This window comes from Rhizobium mayense (assembly GCF_030272705.1).
Taxonomy (GTDB): domain Bacteria; phylum Pseudomonadota; class Alphaproteobacteria; order Rhizobiales; family Rhizobiaceae; genus Rhizobium; species Rhizobium mayense.
Window position 1 is genome coordinate 58,010 of record NZ_JARFYM010000018.1, and the last position, 14,468, is coordinate 72,477.

Genomic DNA, 14,468 nt, shown 5'->3' on the forward strand with positions numbered 1-14,468 from the left:
GCTGATTGTTTGATCGACTTCAAGGTGAGGATCATGAGTTTCAAAATCGCCATTATCGGCGCAGGCAGCGTCGGCTTCACGAAAAAATTGTTCACCGACATTCTCTGCGTGCCGGAATTCCGAGACGTGGAATTCGCGCTGACCGATGTCAGCGAGCACAATCTGACGATGATCAAGGCGATCCTCGACCGGATCGTCGAGGCGAACAAGTTGCCGACGCGGGTGACGGCCACGACGGAACGGCGCAAGGCGCTGGATGGCGCGCGCTACGTCATCAGCTGCGTGCGCGTCGGCGGGCTGGAAGCCTATGCCGAAGATATCCGTATTCCGCTGAAATACGGCATCGACCAATGCGTCGGCGATACGATCTGCGCCGGCGGCATTCTCTATGGTCAGCGCAACATTCCGGTTATTCTCGATTTCTGCAAGGATATCCGCGCGGTTGCCGAAACGGGTGCGAAGTTCCTGAACTATGCCAACCCGATGGCGATGAACACCTGGGCGGCGATCGAGTATGGCAAGGTCGATACGATCGGTCTCTGCCATGGTGTCCAGCACGGGGCCGAACAGATCGCCGAAGTTCTCGGCGCCAAGGACAAGTCGGAACTCGACTATATCTGCTCGGGCATCAATCACCAGACCTGGTTCGTCGATCTTCGCCTCAATGGCCGCAAGATCGGTAAGGATGAGCTTATCGCCGCCTTCGAAGCTCATCCGGTCTATTCGCAACAGGAAAAGCTGCGCATCGACGTGCTGAAGCGTTTCGGCGTCTATTCCACCGAAAGCAACGGCCATCTCTCGGAATATCTGCCCTGGTACCGCAAGCGGCCGGACGAGATCAACCGGTGGATCGACATGTCCGACTGGATCCACGGCGAGACGGGCGGCTATCTCCGCCATTCGACTGAAACTCGCAACTGGTTCGAGACGGAGTTCCCGCAGATCCTCGAGAGCGCCTCGAAGCCCATCGACCCGGCCAAGCGCTCGAACGAGCATGCGAGCCATATCCTCGAGGCGCTGGAGACCAATCGCGTCTATCGCGGTCACTTCAACGTCAAGAACAACGGCGTCATCACCAATCTGCCTGCCGACGCCATCATCGAGTCACCCGGCTTCGTCGATCGGTTCGGCATCAATATGGTAGCCGGTATAACGCTGCCGGAAGCCTGCGCCGCGACCTGCATTTCCTCGATCAATGTCCAGCGCATGTCGGTTCACGCAGCCGTCAGTGGCGATCTTGACCTGCTGAAACTGGCAGTTCTGCATGATCCGCTGGTCGGCGCCGTATCGACGCCGGAGGAAGTCTGGCAAATGGTCGATGAAATGATCGTCGCCGAGGCCCGCTGGCTGCCGCAATATGCAGATGCCATCGAAGGCGCGAAGGATCGTCTGTCGCGCGGCAAGGTGAAGACCCGTGACTGGAAGGGTGCGGCCAGCCGCAACGTGCGCTCTATCGAGGAGCTGAGAGCGGAAAAAGCAGCCGTGAAACAGGCCGGCTAGCGAAGGGAAGTTCGGGGCATGTTGGCGGCGACGGGACTTTCAGGAGGAGACCCGTCGCGCAACGCCAGCCGGTTCCCGTTCGATGGAGGAGCGCGGCGCACCCATGGGGCGCTCGCGACAATGGGAGAGAGAAAACGATGAGACATGTTCGACCGATCAGCATTCTTGCGGCGTTGACGATTGCCACATCAGCAATCGCCATGAGCGCCTACGCATCGGAACCGACGGTGCCACCCGTGCCGCCGGTTTTCCCGGCCGAAGGCAAGATCAAATATGTGCCACGCGACTCCATCCTGGAGTTCAAGGCGCTGCCGGAATATCACGAGCCGGGTTGGGTCACCGATAAATTCGTGAAGACCGGCAAGTTGCCGCCGGTCAAGGATCGCCTGCCGAAGGAGCCGCTCGTCTTTAAGACCGGCAACATGCCTGACGGCATCGGTGTTTACGGCGACACGCTGCGCCATGTCATCGGCGGCCGGCCGGAAGGATGGAACTACGGCGCCGGTCAGACGCAGGGCTGGGGCGGCATCGACATCGGCCTGTCCGAGTGCCTGACGCGCACCGCGCCGCTGTTCCAGGTGGAGGCGAAGGATACCGAGCCGCTGCCGAATCTCGCCAAGAGCTGGGAATGGTCGCCGGACGGCCACAAGCTCACCATGCACCTGATCCAAGGCGCGAAATGGTCCGACGGCGTGCCCTTCAATGCCGACGACATCATGTTCTATTGGGAAGACGAAGTCATCGATCCGAACGTCTCGCCGCTCGGCGGCGGTGCATCGCCGGAAGCCTTCGGCGATGGGACGACCCTCAAGAAGATTGACGACTACACGATTGAATGGACTTTCAAAGACGCCTTCCCGAAGCAATATCTCTACACGATGGCCTATCCTAACTTCTGTCCGGGTCCATCGCATATCCTGAAGCCGCAGCACCCGAAATATTCGAAGAACACCTACGACCAGTTCAAGAACGCTTTCCCGCCGGAATATATGAACATTCCGGTTATGGGCGCCTGGGTGCCGGTCGAGTACCGTTCCGACGACATCATCGTCCTGCGCCGCAACCCCTACTACTGGAAGGTCGACGAAAAGGGCAATCAGCTGCCTTATCTCAACGAGCTGCACTACAAGCTCTCGACCTGGGCGGACCGCGACGTACAGGCGGTTGCCGGCTCCGGCGACCTTTCCAATCTGGAGCAGCCGGAAAACTTCGTCGCCTCGCTGAAACGCGCAGCCCAGCCGGATGCTCCGGCACGCCTCGCCTTCGGACCGCGGCTCATCGGCTATAACTTGCAAATGAACTTCTCCGCCAATGGCTGGGGTAATCCGGACGCACGCGGCCAAGCAATCCGCGAGCTCAATCGCAACGAGGATTTCCGCAAGGCCGTGACCATGGCGCTCGATCGCAAGGCGATCGGTGACTCCCTGGTCAAGGGACCGTTCACAGCGATCTATCCCGGCGGCCTGTCCTCGGGCACCAGCTTCTACGACCGCAACTCGACGGTCTATTATCCGTTTGACCTTGCCGGCGCGAAGGCCGAACTGGCAAAGGCCGGTCTCAAGGACACCGACGGCGACGGCATTGTCAATTTCCCGGCCGGCGTAGCCGGCGGCAAGAATGTCGAAATCACGCTGCTGGTCAGCAACGACTACACCACGGACAAGAGCCTTGCCGAGGGCGTCGTGGCCCAGATGGAGAAGCTCGGGCTTCGGGTTATCATCAACGCACTCGACGGACCGAAGCGCGACGACGCCAATTATAGCGGCCGCTTCGACTGGATGGTCCGCCGCAACAGCACGGAACTGGCCTCGGTCGTTCAGAACACCGAACAGCTTGCTCCGGTTGGCCCGCGCACGAGCTGGAACCACCGCGCGCCTGAAAGTGGTCAGTTGGACTTGATGCCCTTCGAAAAGGAGATGGTCGATATCGTCAACAAGTTCGCGACCACGCAGAATAGCGACGAGCGCGTGGCCCTGATGAAGCAATATCAGAAGCTCTCGACCGAGCACCTCTACAACATCGGCCTGACGGAATATCCGGGCGCGCTCATCATCAACAAGCGCTTCTCGAATGTGCCTCCGGGTACGCCGATCTTCATGTTCAACTGGGCCGAGGACTCCATCATTCGCGAGCGTCTATGGGTCGCGGCCGACAAGCAGGGCAAATACGAGCTGTTCCCCGAGCAGCTTCCGGGTGCCCCGGGCAGCTCCGGTCCGATCAACTAACGGGGCAGGGCAGCCGGTTTCCGGGCCGGCTGCCCGCCACAAGCCAAGAATTCCGGCTGCGTTAGGTGCAAGCCGGGCAAGGTGAACCCAGCCGGTCCGTGCTATTCTCAGCGAATGCAGACCGCCGGCGGCAAGAAGAGAAGCGAACCGTCCCATGTTGCGATTCCTGCTCGTGCGCATAGCCTCTGCCATACCCGTGCTCATCATCCTGAGCGTGGTGACTTTTGCCATCATCCAGGCACCACCCGGCGACTATGCCGACTTCATCCGCTCGCAGCTGATGAACCAGGGTGGCGCTTCCTTTGCCCAGGCAGACGCTCAAGCCCAGATCTATCGCCACGAGCACGGGCTCGATCAGCCGATCGTCGTACAATATTTCAACTGGATCGGCGGGATCCTGACCCGGGGCGATTTCGGCTACAGCATGTTCTACAACAAGCCTGTCGCCGATGTCGTCGGCGAGCGCCTGCCGCGGACCCTGGCGCTCGCCCTCGTATGCCATCTCTTCGCCTCCGTCCTCGGTATTGGCTTCGGCATATGGGCCGCCACCAGACAATATAGCTGGATCGACAGTCTGCTTTCCGGCATCTCGTTTCTGGGCATGACGGTGCCGCGCTTCCTGATGGCGCTGATCATTGTCTACATTCTCGTCTTCCAGCTCAACGTCTCGGAAATCGGCAGCTTCTATTCGCCGCAATTTGGCGGTGCGCCGTGGTCATGGGACAAGTTCGTCGACCTGGTCAAGCATGTCTGGCCGGTCGTTGCGATCGCCACTTTCGGCGGGCTCGCCTATAACATGCGCGTCATGCGCGGCAATCTGCTCGATACGTTGAATGCGCAATATGTCGAGACTGCCCGCGCCAAGGGCCTGTCCGGCGGCGCCGTCGTCATGCGCCATGCCGTCCCGAACGCCCTGCACCCGCTCGTCATGTATCAGGGTGTCGTACTGCCCTATATGCTGACCGGTGAGATCGAAACCGCCATCATCTTTGCGCTGCCGACCGTGGGGCCGGCGATCGTCGGCTCGATGGCGGTCGGCGATGTCTATGTCACCGCCACCTTCATGATGGTGCTGTCGGCAACGCTGATCGTCGGCAATATCATCGCCGACATGCTGCTGGCCCTGCTTGATCCCCGTGTCCGCCAACAGGGAGGGATCCACTGATGCTCGCCTTCAGCACATCCCCGCCGCCGCTCGACGACGAGAAGATCAAACCGAAAAGCGGCAATGAGAGCTATGTCGCGCTCGTCTGGCGTCGCCTGAAGCGCTCCTGGACAGGCATGGGTGGCCTGATCCTTGTTGTCCTCTTGCTGCTGATGTCGCTCTTTGCCGAATTCGTCGCACCCGTCGACCCCAAGGCGACCGATACCGGATTTGCGCCACCTCAGGTGATCAGCTTCCACGACAAAGACGGCAATTTCGTCTTCCAGCCACGGGTCTATGCGCTCGCCGAAACCGATGAACTCGATCCGGTCACCTTCCAACCGATCGTCGGGCCGGACTACAACAATCCGCGCCTACTCGGCTTCTTCGTCAGGGGTGCGCCCTATAACCTGTTTGGCCTGATCCCCGGCAACCGCCATCTCTTCGGCTCGACCGACGGCCAGCCGGTGCATTTCCTCGGCACCGACAAGTTCGGCCGCGACGTGCTCTCGCGTGCCATCTATGGTTCGCGCATCTCGTTGATGATCGCACTGACCGTCGTCTTCATCGTCACCGTCGTCGGCACGACCGTCGGCATGGTTTCCGGCTATTTCGGCGGCACATTGGACGCCTGGATCCAGCGTTTCGTCGAGCTGGTGCTGGCTTTTCCGCAATTGCCGCTCTACCTGGCGCTGACCTCATTGATCCCCGTGACGGCGCCAACCAACGTTTTCCTTGCCTTCGTCATCATTGTCATGTCGGCGCTTGGCTGGGCGCAGATGTCACGCGAGGTGCGCGGCAAGACTTTGGCCCTGGCGCGGATCGATTACGTTCGGGCCGCCATGGCGGTCGGGGCCACCGACCGGCGCATCATCCTCCAGCATATTTTTCCGAACGTGATGAGCCATGTCATCGTCACCGTGACACTGGCAATCCCGAGCGTCGTGCTGCTCGAATCCTTCCTCGGTTTCCTAGGGTTTGCGGTCAAGCCGCCGCTGATCTCCTGGGGGCTGATGCTGCAGGACACGTCTACCTATTCGGTCATCGGGTCCTATCCCTGGATCCTCTCACCCGTAGCCTTCGTGCTCGTCACCGTCTTTGCGTTCAATGCGCTCGGCGATGGCCTGCGCGATGCGATCGATCCCTATTGAGAGGAGACGGAACATGGCTCTCGCGCTCGTCAATCCCTTCGCCCCCGATATCAGGCTCGATGCTGCCAGCAAAACCGTGGCGCCGGTCATCGACGCCCGCAACGTCGCCGTTAAATTCAAGGTCGAGGACGGCATCGTCGACGCTGTCAAGGACATCTCCTTCCAGCTCTATCGCGGCGAAACCATCGCCATCGTCGGTGAATCCGGCTCAGGAAAATCGGTGACCGCCCGCACGGTGATGGGGCTGCTCACCAAACGTGCCGTCGTCTCAAAGACATCCACCGTCAGCTACGACGGCAAGAACGTGCTTAAATTTTCCGAACGCGCCCGCCGGCAACTGCGTGGCGACCGCATCTCGATGATTTTTCAGGAGCCGATGAGCTCGCTGAACCCGATTTATACGATCGGCAGCCAGATCGTCGAGGCGATTCGCGTTCACCGCAAGATCGGCCGCCGCGAGGCCGAGAGACGGGCGCTGGCGCTGTTGCAGCAAGTGCAGATTCCCGATCCGGAAGCGCGGCTCAGGCAATATCCGCATCAGCTTTCCGGCGGTCAGCGCCAGCGCGTGATGATCGCCATGGCACTCGCCAACGACCCGGACGTGCTGATCGCCGACGAGCCGACGACAGCGCTCGACGTTACCGTACAGGCGCAGATCCTGAATTTGATCCGCAACCTGCAAAAGCAGCTCGGCATGGCGGTCATCCTGATCACTCATGACCTAACCGTGGTTCGGCAGTTTTCCGACTATGTCTACGTCATGCAGCATGGTGAGATGCGCGAGCATAATACGACGGAAGAGCTCTTTGCCCATCCGCAGCATCCCTATACACAGCATCTGCTCGCCTCCGAACCACGAGGGCAGGCGAAGCCGCTGCCGCCGGACTGCGACACCATCCTCGAAGGCAAATCCGTCAAGGTCGCCTTCATGCTCCGCCACGGCTCCTTCCTCAAGCCGGATCTGCGCGAGCTGATCGCCGTCGACGGCCTCAGCCTGGAGCTTCGCCGGCACGAGACCTTGGGTCTCGTCGGGGAATCCGGCTCCGGCAAGACCACATTCGGCCAAGCGCTGCTGCGGCTGATCGATGCCGATAGCGGCGAAATCTATTTCGACCGGCAGGCGATCCACGGCCGCTCGCGGGCCGAAATGCGGCCTCTACGCTCGCGCATGCAGATCGTTTTCCAGGATCCCTTCTCCTCGCTCAACCCACGCATGCCGATCGGCCAGATCATCGCCGAGGGGCTAGTGGTCAATAATATCGGCGCCAACAAGGCCGAGCGACTGGAGAGAGTGAAGGAAGCGCTGGTCAGCGCCGGCATGCCCTCGAACATCCTGTCGCGTTTCCCACACGAATTCTCCGGCGGCCAGCGTCAGCGCATCGCCATCGCCCGGGCCATCGCGCTGGAGCCGGAATTCATCCTGCTCGATGAGCCGACCTCGGCGCTTGATCTCTCTGTCCAGGCGCAAATCATCGATCTCCTGCGCAAGCTGCAGGACGAGCGAGGCTTGAGCTATCTGTTCATCTCCCACGACCTCAAGGTCGTCCGCGCCCTTTGCCATCGCGTCATCGTCATGCAGCACGGCAAGATCATGGAAGAGGGACCGGTCGACGACGTTCTTTCCCATCCCAAGACCGCTTACACCGAGCGCCTCGTCAGAGCGGCGTTCGAAGTAGCCTCATAAGCATTCAGGAGACTTTCACATGGCAGGCAATCCCAAGATCACCTTTATCGGCGCCGGTTCAACCGTTTTCATGAAGAACATCATCGGTGACGTTTTGCAGCGTCCGGCGCTCACGGGCGCAAAAATCGCGCTGATGGATATCAATTCGCAGCGACTGGAAGAAAGCGCCATCGTCGCTCGCAAACTGGCCTCGACGCTTGGTGCATCTGCCGCGGTAGAGACCTTTACCGATCAGCGCCAGGCCCTTGACGGCGCCGACTTCGTCGTCGTCGCTTTTCAGATTGGCGGTTACGAACCCTGCACCGTGACCGACTTCGAAGTACCGAAGAAATACGGCCTGCGCCAGACGATCGCCGATACGCTGGGCGTCGGCGGCATCATGCGCGGCCTGCGCACTGTGCCGCATCTCTGGAAGATCTGCGAGGACATGCTGGCCGTCTGCCCCGAGGCCATCATGCTGCAATACGTCAACCCGATGGCAATCAACACCTGGGCGATCGCAGAGAAATACCCCACGATCAAGCAGGTCGGCCTGTGCCATTCCGTGCAGGGCACGGCGATGGAATTGGCCAAGGATCTCGACATTCCCTACAACGAAATCCGCTACCGCTCGGCAGGCATCAACCATATGGCCTTCTATCTGAAATTCGAGCATCGCCAGCCGGATGGCTCCTACCGCGATCTCTATCCCGATCTCGTGCGCGGTTATCGCGAGGGGCGGGCGCCAAAGCCCGGCTGGAACCCACGCTGCCCGAACAAGGTCCGCTATGAGATGCTGACCCGGCTCGGCTATTTCGTCACCGAAAGTTCCGAGCATTTCGCCGAATACACGCCCTATTTCATCAAGGAAGGCCGTGAGGACTTGATCGAGAAATTCGGCATTCCGCTCGACGAATATCCGAAGCGTTGCATCGAGCAGATCGCGCGCTGGAAGAACCAGGCCGAGCAATATCGCAGCGCCGACAAGATCGAAGTGGCCCAATCGAAGGAATATGCTTCGTCGATCATCAATTCGGTCTGGACCGGCGAACCCTCGGTCATTTACGGCAATGTCCGCAACAACGGCTGCATCACCTCGCTGCCCTATGATTGCGCCGCCGAGGTTCCCTGCCTGGTCGACGCCTCCGGCATCCAGCCGACCTTCATCGGCGACTTGCCGCCACAACTGACCGCATTGATCCGAACCAACATCAACGTTCAGGAACTGACGGTGCAGGCGCTGATGACCGAAAACCGCGAGCACATCTACCATGCTGCGATGATGGATCCGCATACGGCCGCCGAGCTCGATCTCGACCAGATCTGGTCGCTGGTCGACGAGCTCCTGGCCGCGCATAGCACCTGGTTGCCGGAATGGACTCGCAGCGACCGCAAGGTTCAGGCCGCTTAAAACTATTCTCTCCCGGTTTTGCGGCCAAAAGGGCCCCGCAGCATCGCTGCGGGGCCCTGCCTCTTCGCCGCCGTGGAGAAGGTGAAAATCCAAAGCCTGCTATTCTTAAAGCTGATCTGATGTGGCAATGCCCCGCCGCCTGCGCTAAAAACGGGGCGAACATTGGGAGAGATCAATCACATGACGAGTTCAGACATCTTCAAAACCGGAACTTTTGTCGGCCGCATTTGGCGTCCTGACGTGAAAGGGCCGGCTCTTGTCGTCGTTCGCGACGGCGCGCTTTATGACATCACCTCTAAGGAAGCGCCGACCATGCGCGACCTCCTGGAAAAGGATGATCCCGTCGGTTTTGTCCGCGCGCAGACGGGCGAAGCCGTCGCCAAACTCGATGACCTGCTGGCCGCAAAGACTGACACTTCAGCCGTCCATCTCCTTGCCCCCGTCGACCTGCAGGCGATCAAAGCCTGTGGCGTCACCTTTGCCCGCTCAATGCTGGAACGCGTTATCGAGGAGCGCGCCGCCGGCAATCCGGATCTTGCGGAATCGATCCGAGGCAAGGTCACGGCCCTCATTGGCGACAGCCTTCGCAACCTGAAGGCCGGTTCGCCGGAAGCTGCCAAAGTGAAGGCGGCGCTCATCGAAGAAGGCGTCTGGTCGCAATATCTCGAAGTCGGCATCGGCCCGGATGCCGAGGTCTTCTCCAAGTCGCAGGTCATGTCTTCGGTTGGCGTGGGCGCCGATGTGGGCTTGCACCCGATCTCGAAGTGGAACAATCCCGAGCCGGAAATCGTGCTTGCCGTCGACAGTCAGGGCCGGGTCAAGGGCGCGACGCTCGGTAATGACGTCAACCTGCGCGATGTCGAGGGACGCTCGGCGCTGCTGCTCGGCAAGGCGAAGGACAACAACGCCTCCTGCTCGATCGGCCCCTTTATCCGCCTGTTCGACGAAACCTACACGCTCGACGATGTGCGCAACGCCGATCTCGACCTCAAGGTCGAAGGCGAGGACGGCTATGTCCTGCACGGCCGCTCGTCAATGAAGGAAATCAGCCGCGATCCTCTCGATCTCGTCTCCCAGACCATCGGCCGCCATCACCAGTATCCGGACGGCTTCGTCCTCTTCATGGGCACTCTCTTCGCTCCCGTTGAAGACCGCGATACGCCCGGCCAGGGTTTCACCCACAAGGTCGGCGACATCGTCACCATCTCCAACGACAAGCTCGGCGCATTGAAGAATCGCGTGCTGCTGTCGACGGAATGTGCTCCCTGGACCTTCGGGACATCACATCTGATGCGCAATTTGGCTGGGCGAGGGCTGATTTGACGGCGGCGAGACGCGGAGATTCGGCTATCTCACGTCGCTGCCGGTAGGTCATGGATTGTCGGGGCTGGCGCCTCTACCAACACTCTCAAAGGCCGTACGGCTGCACAGGGCGTTGCACCGAAGATCCGATCAGCCGCCCGGATCGCCGCGATATCGACACAAGCCGCCGGCACTCCGAAACTGTCTTGTCGAGCATGGCACCTGACAGAGGCACGCCGTTCGTTCTGGGATAGGGCATACCGTCGTCCCGGAGGATGTTTATGAGGCGATCCAATTCAATCTGCTTCTCACGCTCGGTCATCGCTCTATGGTTCCAATCGCAAAGGATGAACGCCATGAACATCATGGCGTCTCCTTACCGCATCGGAAAATTTGAGCGCATTGAATGCGAAGGACAACTTGGCAATCGAGGCAATGAATCATCCATTGTCCATATGAAGGCTGCAGTGAATATGTGGCCGAACGTCCGAAAGCTCACCTGCCAGGACGTGCGTTAGGAGAAGCTTTCCTGACGCTGTCATGCGATGGAGGTAGTGGTACGGTTTATCATCCTACCCCATGCCAATGAGCTAAGAGACGGAAGCCCATTTACTGGAATGCTTGCGCACGCAGTACGCATTCGCGCGAGACCCCAAAAGGGCCGAGCGCCCGCGACGGCCCATGTCAATGGGTCGACATTGGCTGCGGCTGGTTCTGACGGCTGCGCGCTGCGGTGAGTTCGGAGGTGGTGTGATTGAGGCGGTCGGCGAGGACGCGCATGATTTCCACGGCCATTTCGGGAAAATCGCTGAGCAGCTTCAGGAAATGCTCCTTGCTGATCTTCAGTGCCTCCAGCCTTGATGTCGCCTTAACGGTGGCGGTACGGGAGACGTCGCAGAGGATCGCGATTTCGCCGACGATGGAGTTGATATCGACCTCGGCGACTTTGATCTCTCCGGTCGGGCTATCGACAAGAATATCAGCGGTTCCGGAAAGAACAACGTAAGCGGCATCGCCTTGATCGCCTTGATGAAACAGTGCCTGACCGGCATTGTAGCTGACGCGATCCGAGGTAAACGCCAAAAGCTTCAATTTTGCGGGTGCGATGCGCGCAAAAATCGGCACCCGCTTCAGCATTTCAACTTCATCTTTCAGAAGCATGAGCTTCAAACCCCCACAGTCGGGCCCCAAATACCACCGAGGTAATAGGATATTACGATAACAGTTCCTTGAACATACCGTTTTTCTCTAAAAGATCGGTGGATGTGCCGCTTTCGACCAGGCTGCCGCGGTCGAAAACCAAAACACGATCAAACAACTCCGCAAAGCTCGGATTGGATAGAACCCAAACGACTGCCGGCGCGTACTCGCTGTTGTCGACCCCGGTCAGGATCGCGCGGGCGATCTGGTCCTGGACGCGGTGGTCCAGCGCCGGCAGTGGGCGATTGCAGATGATGTAGTCTGCTCGCTTCAGCAAAGCGCGGCCGAGACTGAGTTTCTGCCGCTGCACGTTGGTCAGTCGCTTTCCGCCGGAACCGACGTCGAAATCGAGGCCGATCGACAGCACGCTGTCCTGCATGCCGAGCCGTTCGAAGACATCATACAGGATGCTGTGGATGCGCTCGGGCGCGTCGGCCTGCTGGTGTGCGATCCTGCCGAACAGCACGTTGTCCATCAATGTCGCCGAGGCAGTGAAGCGTTCTGGATCGTAGCGCTCGATCACACGGGCCAGATCGGCCGGGATATGCTCATGGAATTTGGCGCGCGCCTTGACGATCTTCTCCATCAGCATCTGTGTCAGAAGACCGAAGCGGTGACGAGGTTCGATATAGGAGAAGCTGAGGCGGATGATGGACACCCGCTCGTCCGGCGTTGCGGCGTCGAAGCCCTTTCCGTTTAGCTTCTGCAGCAAAGCTTCGTAAGTTGGAATATCCTCGGCCGTCATGAAGGTGAGCTGCTGGAAGAACGGATGGTCCGGCGGCAGGTCGGTGAAGAGTTCGACGGCGTTCTCCGCAATTTCCAGGCCCATGTCGTAGAGATCGGTATCGAGGCCGGTCTCGGTGAATAGCCGTTGGAAATAGGGGTGGGCTGCGAGCTTGCGGTTGGTCATCAACGGCCGTTTCAGCGTGCCGAACAACAGGTTTTCGCCGACAGTCGCCTGCGGATTGTAAGTGTTGAATTCGAAAGGCACGACAAGCCCGTCGAGATTCTCCTCCTGCAGTCTGAGGCGCAGTGCGTGGCGCAACTCAACGATGCGTGAGGTGAGATCGTCATGTGTCGCCGCGTCGACATTCGAGCGCAGTGCCATGTCGAGTATATCCTGGGACATGGCCACGGCGTCGAGGACAGGGCGGATGACCGAGTAGATATCATGCGGCCCGGTGGCACCGGCGGCGGCGTAGTCCACCCAGTCGCTGTTGAGATCGAGTTCCGGGTTGCCAGCGCGACGCGCCTCGACCATCTGCCATTTGATCTCGTTAGCTGCGGCATCATCATAATCGGCGGTCTTCAGTGGCGCATGCTTCAGGCCGTAGAGAAGATTGCTGCGCAGCGTGCCATGGAAGAAGAACGTATCCGACGAGGCATAGGCGATGCGCCGTCCCGTCAGCGATTCCGGCAGCTCCAGCAGGTCGCGGCCATCGATCGCGACGCGGCCACTATCCGGCCAGACAAGCCGGCCGAACGCCTCCGCGAGGTATTCGCCGCCAGCGCCGCTGTCGCCGACAATTGCCACCTTCTCGCCAGGTTGGATCTCGACCGAGACGTGATCGAGCACGCGAGCACCGCTGTCGTCGACCACAGTCAAATTCGTCGCGACCAGCGCATGGGTGATCCGGCCGGCGGGTGCAGGCGAGACAACCTGGATCTTCGAGTCAATCAGGCCATCGACACTGAACTGCTCGACGACCTGATTGTATTTGACCTGCACGTCCTGGCGCGACTGATCCCAGTCGATGAGCTCCTTCAGCGGCCCCGGCAGGTCTTTGTAAGCGTTGATGACAGCTACAAGCTGACCGATATCCAGGCGCCCCTGCAACGCAAAGAAACCGCCGATCGAATAGAACAGGAAGGGCGTGACCTGGGCGAGGAAGTTGTTGATGAATTTCACCAGGAACTTCCATTGATAGAGATCGTAGCGGATCGAGAATATCAACCCGAGACGAGCAGCGATGTCGGCGCGCTCCAAATTGGTGGTGTCGTTGGCATGGATTGTGCCGATGCCTTCGACGATTTCGCCGACGCGGCCGGAAAGTTCGCGGGCCGTGAGCTGCCGCTGGCGTCCGAGTTCCAGCAGCCGCTTGCGCATGCGCGGGATGACAACCGCCTGCACCGCGACGATGGATGCAGCGATCATGCCGAGCCAGAAATTCTGCATGATGATGAAGACGAGCGCCGTGATCGCCTGGCCGCCGAGCAGCGCCGGCGTCACATAGGCGTCACCGGTAAAGCCGCCCATGGGCTCCACTTCGTCCTTGATCATCGTGGCGATTTCAGCCGGCTTGACCCGCTTGAAATGCGCGGGCGGGAAACGCAACACACGGTCGACCAGCTCGAAACGGATACGACGCAGCATGCGCTCGCCGAGTCGGCCCTTGTAGGTGTTGATGTAAAATTTGAAGAGGCCGTTGAGGACGACAAGCGCCAGGAACACCAAACTGAGCGCAATCAACATCCAGAAACGGGTGAGTTGCAGGCCTTGAAATACTTCGAAGTGCCCAAGCACGGGCACGTCGAAAGCGATGTGCATGAAGGTTTGGGTTTGGCCCGGATGCTCGAAACCCTTGCCCTGGATCGGTCCGTTGACGATCTGCTTAGGCAAGTCGAAGGACAGAAAGTATGGGATCATCGAAGCCGCGACGATCGTCAGGATCCAAATTTGCTCCAGCCGAGTATTCGACCAGATGTAACGCGCTAGGCTCTTTTCCATCGCTTAATGCATGCTTCCAAATTCAACAGTCTTTGCCGTCGGCGCCGATGTTGCAGAGGTGCGGGAGGAGTTCATCGTGAATGCGCGGCCCCCATATTGGAGTCGGAACGCTGCCCGGTCTTTCGCCCGGGGACCTCCCGATTC

10 protein-coding genes are annotated in these 14,468 nt (G+C 59.8%); 8 read left to right on the plus strand and 2 right to left on the minus strand.

Going from position 1 to position 14,468, the window contains the following annotated elements; all coding sequences use genetic code 11:
- The first annotated feature begins 33 nt into the window (after nucleotides 1-33).
- The 8 genes from PY649_RS20770 (at nucleotide 34) to PY649_RS20805 (ending at nucleotide 10,914) form a co-directional block, all read left to right on the plus strand.
- Nucleotides 34-1,500, plus strand: coding sequence for an alpha-glucosidase/alpha-galactosidase (locus PY649_RS20770; RefSeq protein ID WP_285870546.1), 1,467 nt, complete (start codon nucleotides 34-36; stop codon nucleotides 1,498-1,500).
- Nucleotides 1,501-1,637: 137 nt separating this feature from the next.
- Nucleotides 1,638-3,725, plus strand: a complete 2,088-nt coding sequence (locus PY649_RS20775) for an ABC transporter substrate-binding protein (protein ID WP_285870548.1) — start codon at nucleotides 1,638-1,640, stop codon at nucleotides 3,723-3,725.
- Nucleotides 3,726-3,879: 154 nt separating this feature from the next.
- The gene (locus PY649_RS20780; RefSeq protein WP_285870549.1) at nucleotides 3,880-4,890 is read left to right on the plus strand and encodes an ABC transporter permease; all 1,011 of its coding nucleotides are present in this window, start codon (nucleotides 3,880-3,882) and stop codon (nucleotides 4,888-4,890) included.
- Entirely contained in the window at nucleotides 4,890-6,020 is a 1,131-nt protein-coding gene (locus tag PY649_RS20785; protein WP_285870550.1) for an ABC transporter permease, read from the plus strand. The genes PY649_RS20780 and PY649_RS20785 overlap by 1 nt, the downstream gene beginning before the upstream one ends.
- A gap of 13 nt (nucleotides 6,021-6,033) precedes the next feature.
- Nucleotides 6,034-7,704, plus strand: coding sequence for an ABC transporter ATP-binding protein (locus PY649_RS20790; RefSeq protein WP_285870551.1), 1,671 nt, complete (start codon nucleotides 6,034-6,036; stop codon nucleotides 7,702-7,704).
- A 19-nt stretch (nucleotides 7,705-7,723) separates the two neighbouring features.
- Nucleotides 7,724-9,094: an alpha-glucosidase/alpha-galactosidase gene (locus PY649_RS20795; protein WP_285870552.1), complete on the plus strand. Its 1,371-nt coding sequence runs from the start codon at nucleotides 7,724-7,726 to the stop codon at nucleotides 9,092-9,094.
- A 180-nt stretch (nucleotides 9,095-9,274) separates the two neighbouring features.
- A complete protein-coding gene (locus tag PY649_RS20800) occupies nucleotides 9,275-10,417 on the plus strand; it encodes a fumarylacetoacetate hydrolase family protein (protein WP_285870553.1) in 1,143 nt (380 codons plus the stop codon).
- Nucleotides 10,418-10,752: 335 nt separating this feature from the next.
- Nucleotides 10,753-10,914 (plus strand): hypothetical protein, encoded by a 162-nt coding sequence (locus PY649_RS20805; protein ID WP_285870554.1) that lies wholly within the window; start codon nucleotides 10,753-10,755, stop codon nucleotides 10,912-10,914.
- 166 nt (nucleotides 10,915-11,080) lie between these two features.
- Here the strand turns inward: PY649_RS20805 and PY649_RS20810 are convergent, their stop codons facing one another.
- Both PY649_RS20810 and PY649_RS20815 read right to left on the minus strand, forming a co-directional pair.
- Nucleotides 11,081-11,557, minus strand: coding sequence for a cyclic nucleotide-binding domain-containing protein (locus PY649_RS20810; protein WP_285870555.1), 477 nt, complete (start codon nucleotides 11,555-11,557; stop codon nucleotides 11,081-11,083).
- Nucleotides 11,558-11,609: 52 nt separating this feature from the next.
- A complete protein-coding gene (locus PY649_RS20815; protein ID WP_285870556.1) occupies nucleotides 11,610-14,324 on the minus strand; it encodes an ABC transporter transmembrane domain-containing protein in 2,715 nt (904 codons plus the stop codon).
- Nucleotides 14,325-14,468: the final 144 nt, after the last annotated feature.